Consider the following 18,659-nt stretch of genomic DNA (forward strand, 5'->3'; position numbering starts at 1 on the left):
CCTGGTTTTCGCCGTCTGGCGGCCCTGGTTCCCCGTCTCGGGGGCCGACGAGCCGGGGGCCTGGTTCCTCCCGGCGGTGACCCTCGCCGTGCCCACCTCCGCCCTTCTGTGCCGGCTCCTGTCCGCCTCCCTCTCGGAGGAGATGGGCAGGGAGTACCTGACGGCGGCGCGGGCCCGGGGGCTGGGAGAGGGGACGGCCTTCCGGCGCCATGGACTGCGCAACGCGCTCCTTCCGGCGGTGACGGTGCTGGGCCTCCAGCTCGGCGGGCTCCTCACGGGGGCCATCCTGACGGAGCGGATCTTTCGGTGGCCGGGGCTGGGGACGCTGGTGCTGGGGGCCATCGGGAGCCGGGACTACCCGGTCCTTCAGGGGGCGGTGCTCCTCTTCGCCCTCCTGACGCTGGCGGCGACGCTGGCGACGGACCTCCTCTACGGCTTCCTTGACCCGAGGATCCGTCGCGATGGCTAGGGGGGGAGGCGTCTCCCGGAAGGCGGCCGCGGCCCTGGTCCTGGCCTGGATGGCGGCGGCGGCGCTGGCGCCGCTCCTGGCCCCCGCCCCGTACGCGGGCCAGGATCTGGAGCACCGTTTGGAGGGCCCATCGGCCCGCGCGTGGCTGGGCACCGACGACCTGGGGCGCGACGTCCTGTCGCGGGCCCTGTACGGCGCGCGGGTGTCCCTGGCGGTGACGGCGGCGGCCCTGGCCATCGCCCTGGTGGCGGGGACCCTCCTGGGGGCGGCGGCGGGGTACTGGGGCGGCCTCCTCGACCAGGCCCTCGGGCGGACGGTGGACGTGCTCCTCGCCCTTCCCGGCATCCTCCTGGCCATCGCCGTCGTGGCCTACGTGGGCCGCGGCTTCTCCCCGCTTGTTCTGGCCCTCTCGGCCACGGCCTGGGTGGGCTACGCGCGGGTGGCGCGGGCGCTCGCCCTCTCCCTGCGAGGCCGGGATTTCGTGACGGCGAGCCGGGCCTGCGGGGCGGGAGGGGTCCACGTCCTGCGGCGCCACATCCTTCCCCACGCCCTCGGCATCCTCTGGGTGCAGGCGGCGGCGGGGGCGGCGTCGGTGATGCTGGCGGAGGCGGGGCTCTCCTTCCTGGGTCTGGGGATCCAGCCGCCGCACCCCTCGTGGGGCGAGATGCTCGCCACGGGTTGCGACTGCCTCCTGGAGGCGCCCCACCTGGCCCTCGTGCCGGGGGCCCTTCTCTTTTCCGCCGTATGGGCCTTAAATACTCTCGGGGAATCGCTCTCCGAGGGAATGGACCCGGGCAGGAGGCACCGTGTGGACGCTGTATAGAATTGCGGCATGGGCCCTGGCGCCCCTCTGGCTGCTCGTGTTGGCCCTGCGCCAGCGGGGGGCCTGGCGTCCCCTTCAGCGTCTGGGCTTTCTCGGCGCCCGATCGGACGGCCCCATCTGGATCCAGGCCGTGTCCGTCGGCGAGGTGCGCATCGGCCTCCGCCTGGCCCAGGCCCTCGCCTCCCGCGGCCTGCCCGTGGCGCTCACGACCACGACGGCGGCGGGGATGGCCCTGGCGCGCAAGGAGGGCCCCCCCGGCCTCGACCCCCACGCCTTTCCCCTGGACCTGGGCCCCTGCATGCGCCAGGCCCTTCGCTCCCTGCGCCCCCGCGCCCTGGTGCTCGTGGAGACGGAGCTGTGGCCGGCGCTGTTCCGGGAGGCCCGGCGGGCGGGCATCCCCGTCCTCATCGCAAACGGGCGCCTCTCGGACCGCGCCCTCTCACGCACCTTGCGCTTCAAGTCGCTCTACGCCCGGGCTCTGCAGGGCGTTCACGTGGCCGCCCAGACGGAGGAGCACGCCGCGCGCTTTCGCCTCCTGGGCGCCTGGCCTGAGCGGGTGACGATCCTGGGCAACCTGAAGTACGACCTCGCCCCGCCCCCCGCCTTCGAGGCGGCGCGTCAAGCCCTGGCGGCCCTCCTCCCCTCGGGGCCCCTGTGGGTCGCCGGATCCGTGCGGGAGGGTGAAGAAACCGCCGCGGCCCAGGCCCACGCCGAGGTCATGGCCCGCCTGCCCGGGGCGAGGCTCGTGCTGGCCCCCCGGCACCTCGACCGGGTCCCCGCGGCGTTGGAGGCGTGCTCCCGCGCCGGGCTCAGGGCGGCGAGGAGGTCGCGCCCGGGCCCGGAGGGATGGGACGTCCTCCTGCTGGACACCCTGGGGGAACTCTGGTCGGCTTACGCGCTGGGGGCGGCGGCCTTCGTGGGGGGGAGCCTCGTTCCTTTGGGCGGGCAGAACGTCCTGGAGCCCGCCTACCTCGGCCGCCCGGTCCTCTTCGGCCCGCACACGGAGAATTTCCGCGAGGATGCGGAGCGGCTCGTGGCGGCGGGGGGCGCCTTCCGCGTGGAGAACGCCTCGGAGCTGGCCTGGAGGGTCACGTCCCTCCTGCAGGACCCGCGCCTGGCGGAGGCGGCGGGCCTGAAGGCGCAGGCCGCGGTGGAGGCCCACCGGGGCGCGGTGGATCGCGCGGCGCGGTGGATCGCCGACGCCATCCCCGGCGTCTGAGGACGAGCCCGCGGAAGCTCTGTCAGCGGCCTACTCGGGCTTTGAAGGTGGGAAGCGGAGGGCCGCTCCATCCCAGAAAGCGGGCGCCTCGAGGGGAAGGGGCATCTTCCCGCGGAGGTGGCCCACGGGCAAGCCCGTTACCAGGGGCTTCCCCTCGGGCAGGAGCTCCCGGACGCGGTCCGCCACCCGAGTGGGCCGCTCGCCCTCTCCCATGCCGGTGAATCCGCCCAGGAGGACGCCGGAGGCCCGCTCGAACCATCCCGCCCCGTGAAGGTGCGTGAGGAGTCGGTCCAGCCGGTAGAGGCGCTCGCCCACGTCTTCCAGGAACAGCCAACGATCCACGAGGGCCGGCTCCCACGGCGTGCCCACGAGCACCGACAGGACGGAGAGGCACCCACCGAAAACGGGCCAGGGCCCCGCCTTCGCCTTGGGGCCCCGGCCCGGCAAGGGCCGGGGTCGCCCCGCGAGGGCGGACCAGAGGGGCGGGAGGCGGCAGACGCCGGGGCGGGCCAGCTCCTGCACGGAGGGGGCGTAGAGCAGGCGGTGGCGACGCTGGCCCCAGGCGAAGAGGGCGGTGGCGTCGGAGAAGCCCGCCAGGATTTTTCGCGGACCCGCCTCGCTTGCCTGGGGGAGGCCCGCGAGGATCCGGGTGGTGCCGTAGCCGCCGCGGGCGAACCAGACCACGTCCGCGAGAGGGTCTTCCAGGGCCTCGCGCAGGTCGGCCAGGCGCTCGGCGTCGGTGCCCGAGAGGTATCCGCGGCGTCCTCGGGCGTGGGAGCCGGTGCGGACGTCGAACCCGCGTCCGGCAAGCACCGCGAGGCCCGCTTCGAAGTCATCGGGGGAGACCGGACCCGCCGGGGCCACGACCCGGATTTGAAGCCTCTTCTTTCCCTCGCTACCGTCCATGGCCGGAGCATACCACGCTGCCCGCGTCTTTCGGGGGGCGAAGGGGCGCCCCAGGGACGCCCTGTCCGATCCGGAGAAGGGGCCCGGAGCGTCCCTCGCGGGGTGGACCGTCTCGGCGCCGTGGGGTTCGCCCTTCGGCGCGGCCTCGGTCGGCTTGACTTGGATGGGGACCAGAGGGTACCATCATGGGCGCCGTATGGGCTCGGTGCCCCTGTAGCTCAGCCGGTAGAGCAGAGGACTGAAAATCCTTGTGTCGGTGGTTCAATTCCGCCCGGGGGCACCACTTCTAACCTTTTCCCTAGCAAGCACTTAGAGAGAGTCAAGCCTCACCCCCTCCGGGGGCGGTCTCTCGGCCCGTGCAGGTTTCGTGCAGGTTGGGATCTTCGGTCAGGGTGTCCACGGCCCTTCTCAAGTTCTCGTCGGCAAGGTGGGCGTACCGGAGAACCATCGTCAAGGTGGAGTGCCCCAGGAGGTCCTTTACAGTGAGGAGCCCCACCCCCCGCTGAACGAGTCGGGAAGCAAAGGTGTGCCGGAGGGTGTGCCAGGTGACGCCCTCCAAGCCGAGACGCCGAACCGTCCGCCGGACGATCTGAACGAGCGAGGCCTGCCGCGTCCGGGCCAGGACGGGGAAGACGGGGGCCTCGGGGGAGAGGGCGCGGGGTTGGGACTTCAGGGCGGCCAGGGCCGCGACGTTCAAGGGGACGTGTCGCGTCCGCTTGCTCTTGGTCTTGTCCGCCGTCAAGGTGATCGTGCGGCGCGCGAGGTCCACCTGGCCCCATGTCAAGGTGAGGAGTTCCATTTGCCGGAGTCCGGTGTTCAGGGCGAAGTCGAAGGCGGGACGCACCCACTCCGGGAGGGCCGCCCGCAGGACCTTCTCCTCCTCCGCGGAGAGGAACCGCTCCCTCCGGTTGTCGGGGTGAAAGAGTTTGACGGGCCGGGTGGGGTCAGCTTTGCAGAGTCCCCACGCTTGGGCCAGGGAGAAGAGGCGCTTGAGGCGGGACAGGTCGTAATCGGCGGTCCTCTTGCCCACCGTGGCGAGGCGTCCGTTCCGGTAAGCCTCAATGTCGGCCGGCGAGATCTCGTCCAAGGTCCGCCCTTCGAACCGCGGGTGACGCAGCCACCGTGCGACGAATTGCCGGTCCCGTATCCAGGTGCCCGGCGCCAAGTTGGATTTTCCCCATGTGAGGAAGTCTTGGGCGGCCCTTTCGAAGGTGACTCTCGGGGTTGCCTCTTTCTCCAGGTAGCGCCCCTCGGCGATTTCCGCGCGGATCTTCGAGAGACAGGCGCGGGCGATGGCGTAGTTGGGGGCGGTCATTCGATGGTAGCGGCCGCGGAACGTCCAGGAGTAGCGCCAACGTCCATCGGCCAATTTCTTGATTCCGCGCTCTCTTCGCGCGGCTTTGGGTTTCTCCATCCGGCCTCCTTTCGCTCCGAAAGCGCCCGGCCGGGGCCCCGTGCCCGGCGGCGCGGTGTTCGCTTTGAGTTCGGCCGCCTCAGCGGCCTGGGGGAAGGTCTGCATTCTGTCACTTCCCCAACGTGGTGAGGGCCGCGAGTAGAAGCCCGCGCGCCGCTGTTGCAAGAGGCTCCCCCGTCTCGCTTGCATATTCCACGAGGCGGGCCTTCTCCGACGGAGTGAAGGACACAATCAGGCGCTCGGTCCTCGTGGGCTCGGGAGCCGGGAGGGCCGCCCGCAGGGCCGCGGCGGCCGCCCTCGCTTTCGCCAGCCGGTCTTTCTTGTCCTCGCTCATGGTTCCTCCATGCGGGGCTTATACGCAGTATAAGCCCTCTGTGTCAAGAGTGCAAGGGGCACGCGATAAGAGAGTGTCCGATAATAATCATTATGTCAAATCGTATCCTGTTCATTTTAAAAGACGAAGGCCATTTTCGGCCCATTCTTGGCCCTTCCGAACCTTCCGAAAGTGCCCCACCCCCATATCTTGGGGTGGGGGTCCAAGCCCGTGAGAGGCCCCAGGACGGGCGGGGGCGTGTCCAACCCTCGTCCGTCCCGTTCCGCGAATCCTGGGGCCAGCCATGAAGCCGGGGAGGCATCGGAACGCGGGCCCGGTCATTCGAACCTCGCGCGCTCGGTGTTCAACCGGATCTCCAGGGGCTCACCTCCGACGCGGCCGCCCCGGTTCTTCGCCACCCGAAGCTCAGCCCGGTCCGTCATGCGGCCCTCGGCCCGCTTTCTGTGGAGGAGGAGGACCGTGTCCGCTGCCTCTTCGATCCCGCCCGACTCCTTCAGATCCCGCAGATCAGGCCTTTCGGCCTCCCTGGCGCGGCGGAGCTGAGACAAAGCGAGGACGGCGAGGGCTCCCCCGCCGGCGCCGTCCAGGGCCACTTGCTTGCAGAGGTTCGCCACTTCCTTGACCTCCAAGGCGCGCGTCTCAGTCCGCCCCCCGCTCTGCACGAGCTGAAGGTGATCCACGACCACGAGCCCGAGAGGGCGGCCAGCCCGCTCCAGGCGTCCCCGCGCCTTCTGGATCATGCGGGGGATCCGGCGCGCCGGCACCCCCGCGGCGTTTACGATCAAGAGCCCATCGGGGGGCTCCCACGCGAGAAGGCCCTTCCCCTCACTCTCGGTGAGGGTCCGGCGTTGCACCTTCCACCAGGGAGCCGCCTCCTCCATGACGGCCGCCCTCTCCAACAGCTCCTCGGGCGTCATTTCGAAAGACAGGTACAGGCAACCCACCGCGGCCCGCGCGGCCGTCAAGGCGAGCTGCAGGGCCAAGAGCGTCTTTCCTTCACCCGTCCCCGCGCCGATCACCCAGAGGCGGCCCGGCCGGAGCCCAGGACGGAGTTCTTCGTCTAGGTCTGAGACCCCGAAGCCGAGCCCACGGGGGCCACTCTTCGCGGCCATGTCCCGATTGATCTCCAGAAGGCACCGCGTCCAAACTTCCGCGGGCGCCTCCAGGACCCCCGCCGCTCCCACAGGCCCCGCGGTCTCCAGGGCGTCAATCTGCCCGAAGAGGTCCTCCAAGGCCCCCCGAGCGATCCGCTCCCCTTCGAAATCCCCGGCCGCCGTCGCCCGGTCCAGGTCCTGCAAAAGCCGGCGTTGCCGGTCTCCGAGGGAGGCGCGACGGAGGGTCCGGGCCCATCCCTCCACGGCCGAATCCGGCGCCTGCACCACGTCGGCCACGATCCGCCCCACGATTTCACCCATGCCGCCGAGGCGCTCCAGGATGTTCTCAGGATCTTCCTCCTGGAGCGTGTCCAAGACCGCCACGGAGTCCACGGGGAGCCCGGCCCGGTTCCGACGTTGGAGGAGGGCCCAGAGGGCCCTCCGGCCCGGGTGGGAGAAGTCTGAGGCGTGGAGAAGGGCCAGGGTCTCCGCGGGGTCCCGGCCGTAAAGGACGCGATCCTGAAGGCGGGCCTCCAGGTTCCACCGCTCGGCCTCGGTCAGCCGTTCCGCGCGCGGGGGGTTCATGCTTCCCCCTCTAGGCGAAGCGCTCGTCTTAGGTCGTCGAAGGCGGCCAGCACTTCCGGCGGGGGGCCGGACGGATAGCAGGCCGGGCGGAGACGGTAATGGGCTGCATCGAGAACCCGCCGCCGGTCTCTCTCGGGGATTTCCTGCCCCTTGTAAAAGGCGGCCTTCTCGGCGAGGTAGGCAATGTCACGCCGGACTTGTTCAGGGTCGATTTCATTCTCTTGTGAGGGGTGGTTCAGCGCCGGAGGCGCAAGCTCTTTTCTTTCTTCTTTACTTCTTAACTTCTTAGGGGCCTGCATCCCCTTACACGTCAAGCACTTACAAGAACCACTGTGCCCTGACTGTGCCCTGTGCTGTGCCCTGTGCTGTGCCCTTAACTGTGCCCTCTTCGCCTGCCTCGCCGTTGTAAAGTGCCCAATTTACAATAGTTATCACGGTCCGACGGTGTGCCTTTTGCTGTGCCAAAATTGTCCCGTTTCTTCGAAGTTTCTCCAAGCTTCCCCTCAGCTCTTTGACGGAAAGCCCGTGGGCCGTGGCATACGAACGGAGCGTGATACTCAATTGCCCCGGTTCAAGGAAGTCGCCATTCACTCGTCTGGGTTTCCATTCGGCTTCCAGTAGCAGGCAGCAGAAAAGGCCGAAGAGCCGGAGCCCACCAACCCGGAGAATGTCGGAGTCCAGGGCACACCGATAAAGCCGAACCCAACCGCCGGCTACCTCTGCCCCCCCCGTCTCGCGGGGCTCCTCGGGGGGGAGGGCGTCCTTTTTTGGAGGTTGCAACGCTTGAAAGGGCACACCGCGCGGGGCGAGGGGTGAAGTCTGCTTCCGGCTCCCGCCCTTGCCGGATGCTGGCGTGGTTCCCGGTGAAGATAGCGCCGGGGTCGTCGGCAGGGGCTCCGGCGTGGGCACCGTTTCATGCCCCCCCGCCACGGCCTCCTCGAGGAGTTGCCCCGCTCTCCAAATGGGATCGTCCAGAATCCCGAGTCGAACCTCCTCTTCCCAGGTCTCCAGGGCGGCCTGTGCCTGGTCGGTCGTCAGCCCCTGCCGGAGCAAAAGCTCCTCTTGGAACCGCGGGAGGCCATGCCCCTCGTAGACGAACCGCGCGAGGATGGCCCGGACTTCCTCGCTCACACCTGGGCCCCCAGGCTTTCCAGGTTTGACGTGACCGCGAAGGCCCATAGGAGGGCCTCATTCAGGTCCGGCGGCTGGGCCCCCAGCAAATCGGGGACTTTCTCGGCAAGGCGCCGAGTTTTCTCGATCCATTCCTCTCGGGTGCCCTCACGAGCCGACTCGGGAGACGGCGGGGCAGGATCAGATTTCGCCGGGGCTTCTTGAATCGTCTTGGCAATCGTGGGCAGGAGGTCCTTCACGCCTCCGAGGTCCCCGCGTCGGGCGAGACTCGCTATCTCGTACCCAAACCGCTCCACCCGCGCGCACACCAGGAGGGCCGCCTCCTCGTCCTGGGCCTGGTTTTTCGTGGCGGGCAGGCCCTTCAGGTTGTGGGCGCCCATGTTCACCCCCTCCCGCTCGGGGCGGGCGGTTCGAGGGGCGGTTGTGTTCGGGCGTCAATGAGCCGTTCGAGATCGCTCCGGCGGAATCGGAGCCGGCGGCCGATCTTGATGGAGGGAAGCTGCCTCCGCTGGTGTGCGGCGTACAAGGCCGCAACACTGAGCCGCAGGAACCCTGCCGCCTCTTCAGGTGTTAAGAGACTGTCTTTGCTTTCCATTTCTTGCCGTCCTCCTGGGCCGCCCGCCGCGCCTCGGTGGCGCGGTCCGGTGCCCCTCGGGGACACAGTAGGCCCGCGTGGACAAGCGCAACGGGCGCGTGGATTACTCTTGTATTTAAATGGTTTTTCTCGTGTTCCGCGGGTCGTCAGCGTCCGAAGGGGGGCGGATCTATACGGGTCATTTGTCCGCTTTTTCTCTTGAGGCGACGGAAGAGCCTTCCGTGGGAGTCTTTCCGGATGGCGAGGGTTTTGGATCCGCGCCAAAGCGTGACCACCCCGTCCTTTTCCCCGTGATGGAGGACGCCCCACGAGTCAAGATATTCCTTGATCCAGGCGGCGGGTTCGCACAGGGCCCCCCAGTAAGCGGCGAAGCTCGCATCCTTCTGCCGCTGCAAGTATTGGGCGATGAGCTTCGACTTGATGGACGGGGTTCGCGTGTCCTCGGGGGAGCGATTCCCTGCCTCCTTCCTCGACAGGATACCCGCGGCCACGCGTCCGAATGCCCAACCCAGAGCCACTCCGGCGGCGAAGGCCTCGGGGCCCGGGCATTGCGAAAGGCGCTCCTGCAGGACCTGCCACTTCTCGCACCAAGTGGCCCCAGGGAGGGCGGAGGGGAAGATGCCGCCCAGGGCGGGGGCCACTTGGAGGGAGGCCAGGCCAAAGGTGCGGCGGATCAGTTCCTCTTGATCCTGAGACTGAAGGTCTTGAATGAAATCCTGGATCCGGTGAGGAAGCGCGTCTTCTATCCCGGGCGGTTTCCCGGGGGAGCGGTCTACATTAACGCCGAGACGTTCCAAGGCGTCGAGAAGGTCGTCTCTCCGGCGTTCGTCCTCGGGGGTGGGCTCCTCCGACATGAAGTGCTTCTTCGCCATTCCCGGCGCTCCTTCCGGGCCTCCGAAGGTGAGGGGCAGGGGGGCAGCCCGTCGGAGCCGCGGGCCCGGTCCGGGGATCAGCCGAACCGTTGCCCCCCTGGGTTACGGATTCAACGTAGTGAAATCGTCCTCACGGTTCAACCTCGCTCCACCGACGCCCACAATCGGGCGCTCAGCCTACGGAGCCGGGACGCGCGGGCTTCATCGGACTCGCCGGCGGCTTCGGCGTCCAGCAAGGCGGACAGGTCGCGGGCTTGGTCTCGCAGGGGCCTTCCATCCCATTCGATGGGGTCCGGCCATTGCACCCCCTGGTGGTTCGGGTCCAGGGCTTCGGAGGCCTCCAAGATCAAGTCGGGGATCTCCGAAGACACTTGAGGCCCTTCCGGCCATTGAGAAAGGTACGCCGCCGCCGCCCGGAGTTCCTCGGGGGTCCGTTGCGGATCCTGGGCCCATCCCGCCACGACGCCCGCCGCGCTCACGCCGGGGGAGAGTTCATCCGCCGGGCCGAAATCCGCGTTCAGGCCTTCACCGGTTAGGTGGAGAACCGGCAACCCCCGCGAGGAGTTCGCGCTCTCGTTGGTGAGAAAGGCCGCTCCGTCTTGGTCTTCGGCAACCTTGAGGTTCATTTGTCACCTCCCGGAAGAGGGAGATCCGGGGCGATTCGGGCCGCGTCCGTGGGCAGGAGCGCACGGCGCCGAGTCCCGTAGGCCCTCACCGAAACCGCCTTGAATCGGCCTACCACGGGCGCGCTCCCGAGCCGGCCGAGGTACAGGAGAACGCTTCGGCCCGGGCGGAGGGCCTCCAGCCCCTTGGGGAGCGGGAGAGAATGCCACGATCCGCCCTTTACGGGGCGCCAGAAAAGGGGGCCAGTTTCGACGAATGAATCGTTCGCCATGTCACTCCTCCTTCCGGGTCATGCCCGGAAAAATCCGTGCAGGTTTTGTGCAGGTTCGGGGGTAGAAATCCGGCGTTTCTTGTGGTCCTGAGTAGAAAAGGGCGGGCAAAAAAAGAGCATGATTCGAGAAGGCGAAAACGCGGAAACGCCCGCCCGTCCAAGGCTTGCTCCGTGGGGGTCCGGTCCAGACTGAAAATCCTTGTGTCGGTGGTTCAATTCCGCCCGGGGGCACCACAAGAATCGAAGGTTCGTCCGGCCCCCGGCTTCGGGGGCCGCCGTGTTTGCGGGAGCCGCCGACGCCCTCTCGGGGGCTTGATTTTTTCGCCCGCCCGCGTACACTCGATTCAGGAATACGAAGAGACGGTGGTCAGGGCGTGCGCCGCGCGAGACGGCCCGTGTGCGAACCGGGCGCCGCGACGGCGCGGGGCGGCGGCATGGTCTACGACGAATTGGACTCGATCACGCGAAGGTACATGCTGGAGGAGTTCGACGCCGAGAGAAAGGTCGTCGCGCCGTACCGTCCCGTGGAAGTCCCTGCGGAGGTTTGGATTCGGTTGCAGGACCGGGTGAGGGAAATCATCGTCTCCGGCCACGCGGTGGATCTGGCGGCCGGGGCCGAGGCGCTGGCGGAGGCGTGCGAAGCGGCGAAGGCCTTGGGCAGAAGACGCCTGGCCGAATGGGCCCGGTTCGAATTCAGCACCTGGTACGTCCGGGGGTTCTCGCGCCGCCTCCTGGAGGAAGGGGAGGCCTACTGCCTCGTGGTCCATGGGGAGGACGGGCGCAGCGGGTCCGGAAAATGCGGTCTCTTCCAGGGCCAGCTGCTTCCTCTGAAGGCGGTGTATCATGGCCATCGGGCGCGGTACTGGCCCGAGCCGGGCGACCGCTTCGCCCTCACGGTTCCCGCTTGCGTGGAATGCAGGCACACGATCCGGAGGTTGTAACGGGCGGGACGGCCGCGCGGCGGCCCGGGGACGAGCGCACGAGATGGAGTGGAACTTGCCCGAACGCAGAACCGCACCGCGGCTTCCGATCGCCGGGAGGCTGGTGGCCAAGGTCAAGGCCTACCTGGCCGCCCGGGTGGTGGACATCTCCGCCAACGGCATCCAGGTGGAGCTGTCCCACAGCATGCAGCCCAAGACCGCCTGTGACCTGAGGTTCCCGAAAGGGGAGGGCGAGGTCCTGCTTCGCGCCGAAGTCCGCCGGTGCCGTGTGTGGGGGATGGGGGACGACGAAAAGGGCCACCGTGTGCTCCTCTACCGCGCGGGTCTCGAGTTCCAGGACCCCCCGGCCATCGTCCTGGCCAAACTCGCTGAAGTGATCCCTCAGATCCCTTCGCCGTCGCCCCCGTCCGCGGGTAAGGGGGCCCCGGAACCCTCGGTGACCGTCCTGATCGAGCCGAAGGATTAGAAGGAATCCGGGCTGCCCATTTCTTTCGACCCCGCGGAGCGCCTTCGAACACGGGCTCTAGGCGCGACGGACCCGGGGGGCGGCCGGGGGGGGCGGGATCGGGCGCTGTTTCGCGCGGGCGCCGGCGATTTCGGGCCCCGCCATGGGCTACACTCCCAAACGGGAGGCCCTTCATGGCGGGAACGCTCTTGGGTGAATCGGCGGCTTGGGCGGGTCCGATCCTGCTACTCCTGTTCTGCGCCGCCGCCTGGGCCTCGCAGGTCTTTCAGCTTCCGGGCAACTGGCTCATGGTCCTGGCCGCCCTCCTCTATGGGTGGCTCGAGGGCTTCTCCGTGGTCACGTGGTGGGTCCTCGCCGTGGGGCTCCTGCTGGCGGGCCTGGGCGAGGCGGCGGAGTTCTTGGCGGGGTACCTGGGGGCACGCCGATTCGGAGGCGACCGGTGGGCGGGGGCAGGGGCCCTGGCGGGATCCGTGGTCGGGGCCCTCTTGGGCGCGGGCTTCGGCTTCGGCCTCGGGGCCATCCCGGGCACCGTCCTCGGGGCCTTCGCGGGGGCGCTCCTCGTGGCGGCGTGGCGGGAGCGCCGATCGGGTAAGGCCCTGTGGGCGGGCCTCGGGGCGGCCCTCGGAAGGACCCTCGGCCTCTCCGCCAAACTGGCCTCGGGCGGAGCCTTCCTGGTTCTTCTGGCGCTGAGGATCGGGTGGTCCTTCGCCGCGGGAATGCACTCATAGCCGGGAAAGGCCCCCGGAGTTCCGCGATCCGGTCAGTCGTCCTTGAGGGGCGAGCGGAGGGCCTCGTCGTCTCGCTCGCGGGTGCGGATCCGCACGGCGCGCTCCAGGGGAAGCACGAAGATCTTGCCGTCCCCTCGGCGCCCCGAGTGGGCCGCCTGGACGATGGCCTCGACGACGGCGTCCACGGCATCGTCGGGGGCGGCCACCTCGACGCGCACCTTGTCCGTGAAGTCCACGATCTCGGCCTCGAAGTCCGATGCGGCGCACCCCTTCCCCTGGCCGAACCCGCGGACGGGGACCACCGTCATTCCAGGAAAGCAGGGCACCTTCAGGAGGGCGTTCTGCACCTTGTTCAGGGCGAAGGGCTGGAGGATCGCGACAACGAGTTTCATGGGAGTCTCCCCTGGGAGGCTTCGGCGGACGCCTAGAACTCGGCCTTCCCCCGGTCGAACCAGGGATAGATGGCCGGAAGGACGATGAGGGTGAGGGCCGTGGAGGTGACGAGGCCGCCGATGACCACGGTGGCGAGGGGCCTCTGCACTTCGGCGCCGCTCGATGTGGCCAGCGCCATGGGAAGGAAACCCAGGCTGGCCACGAGGGCCGTCATCACGACGGGCCGGAGGCGGTGGCGGGCCCCTTCGAAAGCGGCGGCCTTCGGCTCCACGCCCTCGCGCCGCAGGCCCTGGATGTGGTCCACCATTACGACGCCGTTGAGCACGGCGATGCCGAAGAGGGCGATGAAGCCCACGCCGGCGGAGATGGAGAAGGGCATGCCCCGGCCCAGGAGGGCGAAGATCCCGCCGATGACGGCCAGGGGGACGTTGATGAAGATGAGGGAGGCGAGCCGGAGCGAGTGGAAGCTCAGGTACAGGAGCAGGAAGATGAGCCCCAGGGCCAGGGGGACGACGACCCGGCCCCGGGCGGTGGCCCGCTGAAGGTTCTCGAACTGGCCCCCCCAGGTCATGGAGTAGCCCGGAGGGAGCTTCACCCGCTTTCCGACGGCCTTCTGGGCCTCGCTCACGAAGGAGCCGAGGTCCCTCCCCCGGACGTTGGCCTCCACCGTGATGCGTCGGCTGACGGCCTCCCGGGAGACCTGGTTGACGCCGATTTCCTCTGTGACCTTCGCCACCTGGCCGAGGGGGACGAGGGCCCCGCCCCGGGCGGCCACCGGCAGGCCGAGGAGGTCCTCGCGCCGTTTCAGCGTCTCGACGGGAAGAACGACGGTGAGCGGGTAGCGCGCCTGTCCTTCGATGACCACCCCCACGTCCCTGCCCGCCCTGGCGGCCTGCACGGCGGCCATGAGGCTCTCGGCGGAGACCCCGTAGCGGGCGGCCCTGGCCCGATCCAGGGTCACCGTCAGGTAGGGAAGGCCACCCACCTGCTCGGCCTTCACGTCGGCGGCCCCGCGGACCCCGCTCAGCACCACGGAGACCCGGTCTGCCAGGTCGGCGAGGACCTCGAGGTCGGGTCCGAAGATCTTCACGGCCACGTCCGAGCGAACACCGGCGATGAGTTCCTGGACGCGGAGTTCGATGGGCTGGGAGTAGGAAAGCTTCACGCCCGGAACGGCCGCGTCCAGAGCCGCGGCCATTTTCTCGACCAGCTCCTCCTTCGTCCTGGCCTTGGTCCACTCCTTACGGGGCTTGAGGTCCACGAACATGTCCGCGGTCTCGATGCCCATGGGGTCGGTGGCGATCTCGGCGCGGCCCGTCTTGGAAACGGCGGTCTTCACCTCGTCCGGGAACTGCTCCAGGAGCACCTTCTCCACGAGGGTCGTATTTTTCACGGCCTGGGACAGGGAGACCGATGGGAGGTGCCAGGACTGGGGCGCGATCGCCCCTTCGTCGAGGCGGGGGACGAATTCCGTGCCCAGGAATGGGAAGAGGGCCATGGACGCGCCGAAGAGCAGCACGGCACCCGCCAGGACCCGCACGGGCCGCTCCTGGGCCCACCTCAGGGAGGGAGCGTAGAGCCCCTCCAGGCGGGACATGATCCAGGTGGACTCTTTCGGCCGCCGGTGGGCCAGGAAGTACGTCGCCAGGACGGGCATGAGCGTGAGGGCGAGGAGGAGGGAGCCGGCGAGGGCGAAGACCACGGTGAAGGCCATGGGCCGGAACATCTTCCCCTCCACGCCCGTGAGGGCGAGGATCGGGAGATAGACGATGATGATGATCCCCACGGCGAACACGACGGGCCGCGCCACCTCGTGGACCGCCGCGCGGACGGCCGACAGGGGCGACACGTGCTCCTCCCGCTCCTCCAGCCGCCGCAGGATGTTCTCCACCATCACGACGGAGCCGTCCACGATGAGGCCGAAGTCCAGCGCTCCCAGGCTCATGAGGTTTCCGGAAATGCCAAAGCGGTTCATGAGGATGAAGGTGAAGAGCATGGAGAGAGGGATGGCCGCGGAGACGATGAGCCCCGCGCGGACGTTGCCCAGAATCAGGAGAAGGACGAGGATCACGAGGATCCCGCCCTCCACCAGGTTCTTCGCGACGGTCCGGACGGTCCGGTTGACGAGCTGGGTGCGGTTGTAGAAGGCGTCCAGGGTGACCCCCGGGGGAAGGGTGCGGCGGATCTCCTCCGCGGCTTTCTCCACCTCTCCCGCCACCACCCGGGAGTTGGCCCCCTTGAGCATCATCACGATGCCCACCACCACCTCTCCCCGGCCGTCGCGGGTGACGGCGCCCTGGCGCGTGACGGCCCCGCTGGCCACCTCGGCCACCATCCCCACGGTGACCGGCGTGCCCGAAGGGCCGGTGCGGACGACGATGTTCCGTACGTCGTCCAGGTTCGACACCAGGGCTTCCCCGCGGATGATCCGCTGTTCGCCCGCGTGCTCCAGGTATCCGCCCCCCGCGGCGAGGTTGTTCGCCTCCAGGGCGGAGAAGATGTCCTCCAGGGACAGCCCGAACTCCATGAGGCTGTCGGGGTGCACCCTCACCTCGTACCGCTTGGCCTCCCCCCCGTAGCTGTTGACCTCCACGACGCCCGGGACGGAGCGGAGGCGGTAGGCGATCTGCCAGTCGAGGAGGGCCCGCAGCTCTTTGGAGGTCCAGCAGGCGTCCGTGTCCTCCCCGCCCTCCCCGCAGGAGGGCTCCCCGCGCACCTCGAACTGGTAGATCTCGCCCAGGCCCGTGGAGATGGGGGCCAGCCCCGGGGACCCGTAGCCGGGCGGGATGCGGTCCCTCGCGTCGGCGAGGCGCTCGGCCACCTGCTGGCGCGCCCAGTAGACGTCGGTGCCCTCGGCGAAGACTACGGTCACCGCCGACAGCCCGAACTTGGAGATGGACCGGATCTCCTCCACCTTCGGAATGCCGCTCATGGAGGATTCCACGGGGAAGGTGATGAAGCGCTCCACCTCCAGGGGGGAGAGCCCCGGAACGCTCGTGAGCACCTGGACCTGCTCGTTGGTGACGTCGGGCACGGCGTCCAGGGGAAGGTCCACCATGGCTTTGAAGCCCCCCGCCACGAGGAGGACCACGAGGAGGAGGACGATGAGGCGGTTCTTTAAGGACCAGTCGATGAGGCCGCTGACCATGGCGCGCCCCTCAGCCGAGCTGGGACTTCAGGAGCTGGCCCTTGACGGCGAAGGCCCCCTCGGTCACCACCCGATCCCCTTCGGAGACCCCCCCGAGGATCTCCAGGTCTCCGTCGAAGGTCCTCCCGACCGTCACGGGGACGGCCTCGTAGGTCCCAGGCGAGCGCTCCCGGAAGACCACCTTCCGGCCCTCCATCTCCTGCACCGCCTCCGCGGGCAGGAGCAGGGCCTCCTCCGAGGATTGCACGCGGACCTTGGCCGACACGAACATCCCGGGCCGGAGCGCCCCGTCCGGGTTGGGCAGGCGCACGCGCACCCGAGCCGTGCGCGTGGCGGTCTCCACGGGGCCGATGAAGTCCACGACGGCGGCGATCTTTCGCCCCTCCAGGGATTCCACCTCCAGGTCCACGGGGTCGCCCGGCGTCACGCGGGATAGATTGGACTCGTAGAGGTCGAGCCAGGCCCACAGAGAGCTCAGGTCGGAAACGGTGTAGAGGGTCTGGAGCCGGTCCACGACTTCGCCCACGGAGGTTTCCCGGAGGGTGACGGTGCCCGAAATGGGGGCCCGGATCCTCAGGAGGGGGGAGACCGCGGCCGCGCCGGCGGAGCTGCCCGAGACCCGCTCCGCGAGGGCCTTCACGGAGGCATCGTCCATGTCGAAGAGGTGAAGGCGGTTTTCGGCGAAAGCGAGGTCGGAGCGGGCCCGCTGGAAAGCCCCTTCGCGTTCGAGGAATTCGCTCTGGGAAATGGCCAGGTTCTCCACGAGGAGCTTGGCTCGTTCGTAGCCCCGTTCGGACACACGGAACTGGGCCAGCTTGGTGAGGTAGTCGGCCTGCGCGTCCCCCAGCTCGGGGCTGTCGAGGATGCAAAGGGTGTCGCCCGCCCGGACCCGGGAGCCGAAGTCCGCCACCACCGCCTGGACGCGACCGGGGAGCCTGGTCCCCACTCGCGCCGTCCTCGTGTCGTCGTAGGCCGTGCTCCCCGTGAGCGTGATGGACAGGACGGGAAAGCCGCGCCGGACGGCCGAGACCTGGACGCCCGCGTTGCGCACCATGTCGGGCGTGAGGAAGACCTCTCCGGGCGTCGTTTGGGCCGGGCCCTCCCCCGGCGGAGGTCCGCCGCAGGAGAGGAGGCAGAGGAGCGCGCAGAGGCTCATGGCGGCGAAGGGCCGGGGTGGAAGGAGGGTGGGGGCTCTCATCTCAGGACTCCTTTTCGGGCCGGGGACCGCCCACCGCGGCGGCGCTTGGCGCCTCCGGGGCCCAGGGCGGCGCGAGGGCCCCGCCCGTGAGTACGTCGAGATCCAGGTACAGCCCGTGCAGTTCGTGTCGAAGGGCCACGTCCTCGAGTGCCGCGGCTTGAAGGGCTCGGCGGGCGTCCAGGGCGTCCAGCAGGGAGGTCTCGCCCTGCCGGTAGGAGAAGTCCGCCAGGTCCATGGCCCGTCGGGCCGCGGGGAGCGCCTCGGCGGCGGAGCGCCGGGCCGAGGACAGGACGGCGGCGTAGAGGCTCGCGGTCTGGATCACGCGGGCGCCCACCTGCCTGCGGACGGCCTCCTCTTCCGCCTCGGCGAGGACGAGGTCGGCGCGGGCCGTCCGGATGCCCCCGCGGTTCGCGTTCCATAACGGGATCCTCAGGCCCAGCGAGAGGGTCGTGGCCCGCGTGCCCACGTCGCGCGCCCTTTCGGCCGAGGCGAAAAGGGAGGGGCTGGCCGCCGTCCTCTGAAGCGTGAGTTCCTTCCTGGCCCTGAGGCTCCGGGCGGCGGCGAGGCGCAGGTCCGGGTTGCGGGAGGCGGCGAGTTCCGCCGCGGCTTGGGCTCCGGGAGCCTCGGGCGGGATTCCGAGGCGCCCCTCCACGGTGAACCCTTCGGGGAGACGGTTTCCCGAAAGCCTCGCGAGGGCCTCGCGAAGGCCCCGGGCCCCGGCCTCCGCCCGGGAGGCCTCGGCTTCCATGCGCTCGAGCTCCACGAGGGTCCGGAGGCGGTCGAACTCCCGGCCCTCGCCCGCCTTGACCCGGAGCGAGGTGAGGGCCGAGAGATCCCTCAGGAATTCCCGCTGGGCCGACAGGATCTGGGCGCGCTCCTGGGCGGCCAGGAGGTCGCCCACCAGGCGCCTGGCGGAGGCGCGCAGGGAGACGTCCGTTCTCTGGCGGTCCGCAAGGGCCACTTCCACCTCGGCCCCCGCCCTGCGGAGGGAGGCGGCGTAGAACCACGGAGCGGGGAGGTCCCACTGAAGGGCCGCCTGCGTGTCCCGCGAGGAAAGCGGGCTGAAGCGGTCGGTGCTGTCCGACCGCCCGAGGATCAGGGTCACGTCGGGGGGAATGCGGGCGGAGGAAAGGCCCCCCCGGGCGGCTTCGACCCAGGCCTCAGAGGCGCGGGTCTCGGGGGCGCCCTCCAGGAGCAGGGCCTCCACTCCCGCGGGGGTGAGGACGGTGGAATCGGCCTGCGCCCGGTGGGACGCGGGCGCTCCGGCAAGGAGCGCCGCCGCGAAGGCGACCCGGAGTAGGGTGGATCCGGCTCGAACAGGCATGCCCTCACCTCCGAAGCTTCGTGCCTCGGCCGGCCCGGCCCGGACCGGCGCCGCCTCCCAAGACCGTTGTGGATCGAATCCCGCCCCAACATCCTAACACGCGGGTCGTACCTCCGGAAGGCGC

21 protein-coding genes and 1 tRNA gene are annotated in these 18,659 nt (G+C 69.4%); 8 read left to right on the plus strand and 14 right to left on the minus strand.

All coding sequences use genetic code 11. The features are described 5' to 3' along the window. From AB1824_10430 to AB1824_10440, 3 genes are all read left to right on the plus strand, one after another. A partial coding sequence (locus tag AB1824_10430; GenBank protein ID MEW5765382.1) for an ABC transporter permease occupies positions 1 to 469 on the plus strand: 469 nt, incomplete at its 5' end. Further along, complete coding sequence (locus AB1824_10435) at positions 462 to 1,292, plus strand: ABC transporter permease (protein ID MEW5765383.1); 831 nt, start codon at positions 462 to 464, stop codon at positions 1,290 to 1,292. The genes AB1824_10430 and AB1824_10435, both read left to right, overlap by 8 nt. Continuing rightward, complete coding sequence (locus AB1824_10440) at positions 1,276 to 2,511, plus strand: 3-deoxy-D-manno-octulosonic acid transferase (protein MEW5765384.1); 1,236 nt, start codon at positions 1,276 to 1,278, stop codon at positions 2,509 to 2,511. The genes AB1824_10435 and AB1824_10440 overlap by 17 nt, the downstream gene beginning before the upstream one ends. A 30-nt stretch (positions 2,512 to 2,541) precedes the next feature. Here AB1824_10440 and AB1824_10445 read toward each other — a convergent pair whose 3' ends face one another. Then, entirely contained in the window at positions 2,542 to 3,417 is an 876-nt protein-coding gene (locus tag AB1824_10445; GenBank protein MEW5765385.1) for an LD-carboxypeptidase, read from the minus strand. A gap of 207 nt (positions 3,418 to 3,624) precedes the next feature. On the opposite strand from AB1824_10445, the gene AB1824_10450 reads away from it, so the two are divergent. Then, positions 3,625 to 3,700, plus strand: a tRNA-Phe gene (locus AB1824_10450). A gap of 36 nt (positions 3,701 to 3,736) precedes the next feature. Here AB1824_10450 and AB1824_10455 read toward each other — a convergent pair. From AB1824_10455 to AB1824_10465, 3 genes are all read right to left on the minus strand, one after another. Beyond that, a complete protein-coding gene (locus AB1824_10455; protein MEW5765386.1) occupies positions 3,737 to 4,831 on the minus strand; it encodes a site-specific integrase in 1,095 nt (364 codons plus the stop codon). A 109-nt stretch (positions 4,832 to 4,940) separates the two neighbouring features. Beyond that, a complete protein-coding gene (locus AB1824_10460) occupies positions 4,941 to 5,165 on the minus strand; it encodes a hypothetical protein (GenBank protein ID MEW5765387.1) in 225 nt (74 codons plus the stop codon). Positions 5,166 to 5,482: 317 nt separating this feature from the next. Next, on the minus strand, positions 5,483 to 6,844 hold the full coding sequence (locus tag AB1824_10465; GenBank protein ID MEW5765388.1) for a DnaB-like helicase C-terminal domain-containing protein: 1,362 nt from the start codon (positions 6,842 to 6,844) through the stop codon (positions 5,483 to 5,485). Between the two features lie 98 nt (positions 6,845 to 6,942). Here AB1824_10465 and AB1824_10470 point away from each other — a divergent pair, with 98 nt between their 5' ends. Continuing rightward, positions 6,943 to 7,071, plus strand: coding sequence for a hypothetical protein (locus AB1824_10470; GenBank protein ID MEW5765389.1), 129 nt, complete (start codon positions 6,943 to 6,945; stop codon positions 7,069 to 7,071). Between the two features lie 91 nt (positions 7,072 to 7,162). Here AB1824_10470 and AB1824_10475 read toward each other — a convergent pair whose 3' ends face one another. The 6 genes from AB1824_10475 to AB1824_10500 all read right to left on the minus strand — a co-directional run bounded on the left by AB1824_10475 (position 7,163) and on the right by AB1824_10500 (position 10,337). Then, positions 7,163 to 7,975, minus strand: coding sequence for a hypothetical protein (locus AB1824_10475; GenBank protein MEW5765390.1), 813 nt, complete (start codon positions 7,973 to 7,975; stop codon positions 7,163 to 7,165). After that, entirely contained in the window at positions 7,972 to 8,355 is a 384-nt protein-coding gene (locus AB1824_10480) for a hypothetical protein (GenBank protein MEW5765391.1), read from the minus strand. The genes AB1824_10475 and AB1824_10480 overlap by 4 nt, the downstream gene beginning before the upstream one ends. 2 nt (positions 8,356 to 8,357) lie before the next feature. Continuing rightward, positions 8,358 to 8,570 (minus strand): helix-turn-helix domain-containing protein, encoded by a 213-nt coding sequence (locus tag AB1824_10485; GenBank protein ID MEW5765392.1) that lies wholly within the window; start codon positions 8,568 to 8,570, stop codon positions 8,358 to 8,360. 146 nt (positions 8,571 to 8,716) lie between these two features. Further along, complete coding sequence (locus AB1824_10490; GenBank protein ID MEW5765393.1) at positions 8,717 to 9,442, minus strand: hypothetical protein; 726 nt, start codon at positions 9,440 to 9,442, stop codon at positions 8,717 to 8,719. A 137-nt stretch (positions 9,443 to 9,579) separates the two neighbouring features. Then, complete coding sequence (locus tag AB1824_10495; GenBank protein ID MEW5765394.1) at positions 9,580 to 10,068, minus strand: hypothetical protein; 489 nt, start codon at positions 10,066 to 10,068, stop codon at positions 9,580 to 9,582. Next, on the minus strand, positions 10,065 to 10,337 hold the full coding sequence (locus AB1824_10500; GenBank protein ID MEW5765395.1) for a hypothetical protein: 273 nt from the start codon (positions 10,335 to 10,337) through the stop codon (positions 10,065 to 10,067). The genes AB1824_10495 and AB1824_10500 overlap by 4 nt, the downstream gene beginning before the upstream one ends. A 374-nt stretch (positions 10,338 to 10,711) precedes the next feature. Between AB1824_10500 and AB1824_10505 the strand changes: the two genes are divergently transcribed. The 3 genes from AB1824_10505 to AB1824_10515 all read left to right on the plus strand — a co-directional run bounded on the left by AB1824_10505 (position 10,712) and on the right by AB1824_10515 (position 12,472). After that, positions 10,712 to 11,278, plus strand: a complete 567-nt coding sequence (locus AB1824_10505; GenBank protein ID MEW5765396.1) for a hypothetical protein — start codon at positions 10,712 to 10,714, stop codon at positions 11,276 to 11,278. A 43-nt stretch (positions 11,279 to 11,321) separates the two neighbouring features. After that, positions 11,322 to 11,744, plus strand: a complete 423-nt coding sequence (locus AB1824_10510; GenBank protein MEW5765397.1) for a PilZ domain-containing protein — start codon at positions 11,322 to 11,324, stop codon at positions 11,742 to 11,744. A gap of 173 nt (positions 11,745 to 11,917) precedes the next feature. Next, entirely contained in the window at positions 11,918 to 12,472 is a 555-nt protein-coding gene (locus AB1824_10515; protein ID MEW5765398.1) for a DUF456 domain-containing protein, read from the plus strand. Between the two features lie 32 nt (positions 12,473 to 12,504). Here AB1824_10515 and AB1824_10520 read toward each other — a convergent pair whose 3' ends face one another. From AB1824_10520 to AB1824_10535, 4 genes are read right to left on the minus strand one after another with little or no spacing between them, the layout of a single operon-like run. Continuing rightward, the gene (locus tag AB1824_10520; protein ID MEW5765399.1) at positions 12,505 to 12,864 is read right to left on the minus strand and encodes a P-II family nitrogen regulator; all 360 of its coding nucleotides are present in this window, start codon (positions 12,862 to 12,864) and stop codon (positions 12,505 to 12,507) included. Positions 12,865 to 12,896: 32 nt separating this feature from the next. Continuing rightward, complete coding sequence (locus AB1824_10525; GenBank protein ID MEW5765400.1) at positions 12,897 to 16,013, minus strand: CusA/CzcA family heavy metal efflux RND transporter; 3,117 nt, start codon at positions 16,011 to 16,013, stop codon at positions 12,897 to 12,899. Positions 16,014 to 16,023: 10 nt separating this feature from the next. After that, positions 16,024 to 17,211, minus strand: coding sequence for an efflux RND transporter periplasmic adaptor subunit (locus AB1824_10530; GenBank protein MEW5765401.1), 1,188 nt, complete (start codon positions 17,209 to 17,211; stop codon positions 16,024 to 16,026). Position 17,212: 1 nt separating this feature from the next. Continuing rightward, positions 17,213 to 18,535: a TolC family protein gene (locus AB1824_10535; protein ID MEW5765402.1), complete on the minus strand. Its 1,323-nt coding sequence runs from the start codon at positions 18,533 to 18,535 to the stop codon at positions 17,213 to 17,215. Positions 18,536 to 18,659: the final 124 nt, after the last annotated feature.

The sequence above is a fragment of the Acidobacteriota bacterium genome, from assembly GCA_040752915.1.
Taxonomy (GTDB): domain Bacteria; phylum Acidobacteriota; class UBA4820; order UBA4820; family DSQY01; genus JBFLVU01.

What these genes read in the sequence shown, in the direction of transcription:
- AB1824_10490 (MEW5765393.1), bottom strand. Translation starts at nt 9,442, where the DNA reads ATGGCGAAGAAGCACTTCATGTCGGAGGAGCCCACCCCCGAGGACGAA.
- AB1824_10435 (MEW5765383.1), top strand. Translation starts at nt 462, where the DNA reads ATGGCTAGGGGGGGAGGCGTCTCCCGGAAGGCGGCCGCGGCCCTGGTC.
- AB1824_10455 (MEW5765386.1), bottom strand. Translation starts at nt 4,831, where the DNA reads ATGGAGAAACCCAAAGCCGCGCGAAGAGAGCGCGGAATCAAGAAATTG.
- AB1824_10445 (MEW5765385.1), bottom strand. Translation starts at nt 3,417, where the DNA reads ATGGACGGTAGCGAGGGAAAGAAGAGGCTTCAAATCCGGGTCGTGGCC.
- AB1824_10530 (MEW5765401.1), bottom strand. Translation starts at nt 17,211, where the DNA reads ATGAGAGCCCCCACCCTCCTTCCACCCCGGCCCTTCGCCGCCATGAGC.
- AB1824_10465 (MEW5765388.1), bottom strand. Translation starts at nt 6,844, where the DNA reads ATGAACCCCCCGCGCGCGGAACGGCTGACCGAGGCCGAGCGGTGGAAC.
- AB1824_10480 (MEW5765391.1), bottom strand. Translation starts at nt 8,355, where the DNA reads ATGGGCGCCCACAACCTGAAGGGCCTGCCCGCCACGAAAAACCAGGCC.
- AB1824_10485 (MEW5765392.1), bottom strand. Translation starts at nt 8,570, where the DNA reads ATGGAAAGCAAAGACAGTCTCTTAACACCTGAAGAGGCGGCAGGGTTC.
- AB1824_10510 (MEW5765397.1), top strand. Translation starts at nt 11,322, where the DNA reads ATGGAGTGGAACTTGCCCGAACGCAGAACCGCACCGCGGCTTCCGATC.
- AB1824_10535 (MEW5765402.1), bottom strand. Translation starts at nt 18,535, where the DNA reads ATGCCTGTTCGAGCCGGATCCACCCTACTCCGGGTCGCCTTCGCGGCG.
- AB1824_10525 (MEW5765400.1), bottom strand. Translation starts at nt 16,013, where the DNA reads ATGGTCAGCGGCCTCATCGACTGGTCCTTAAAGAACCGCCTCATCGTC.
- AB1824_10460 (MEW5765387.1), bottom strand. Translation starts at nt 5,165, where the DNA reads ATGAGCGAGGACAAGAAAGACCGGCTGGCGAAAGCGAGGGCGGCCGCC.
- AB1824_10470 (MEW5765389.1), top strand. Translation starts at nt 6,943, where the DNA reads ATGGGCTGCATCGAGAACCCGCCGCCGGTCTCTCTCGGGGATTTCCTG.
- AB1824_10520 (MEW5765399.1), bottom strand. Translation starts at nt 12,864, where the DNA reads ATGAAACTCGTTGTCGCGATCCTCCAGCCCTTCGCCCTGAACAAGGTG.
- AB1824_10495 (MEW5765394.1), bottom strand. Translation starts at nt 10,068, where the DNA reads ATGAACCTCAAGGTTGCCGAAGACCAAGACGGAGCGGCCTTTCTCACC.
- AB1824_10515 (MEW5765398.1), top strand. Translation starts at nt 11,918, where the DNA reads ATGGCGGGAACGCTCTTGGGTGAATCGGCGGCTTGGGCGGGTCCGATC.
- AB1824_10500 (MEW5765395.1), bottom strand. Translation starts at nt 10,337, where the DNA reads ATGGCGAACGATTCATTCGTCGAAACTGGCCCCCTTTTCTGGCGCCCC.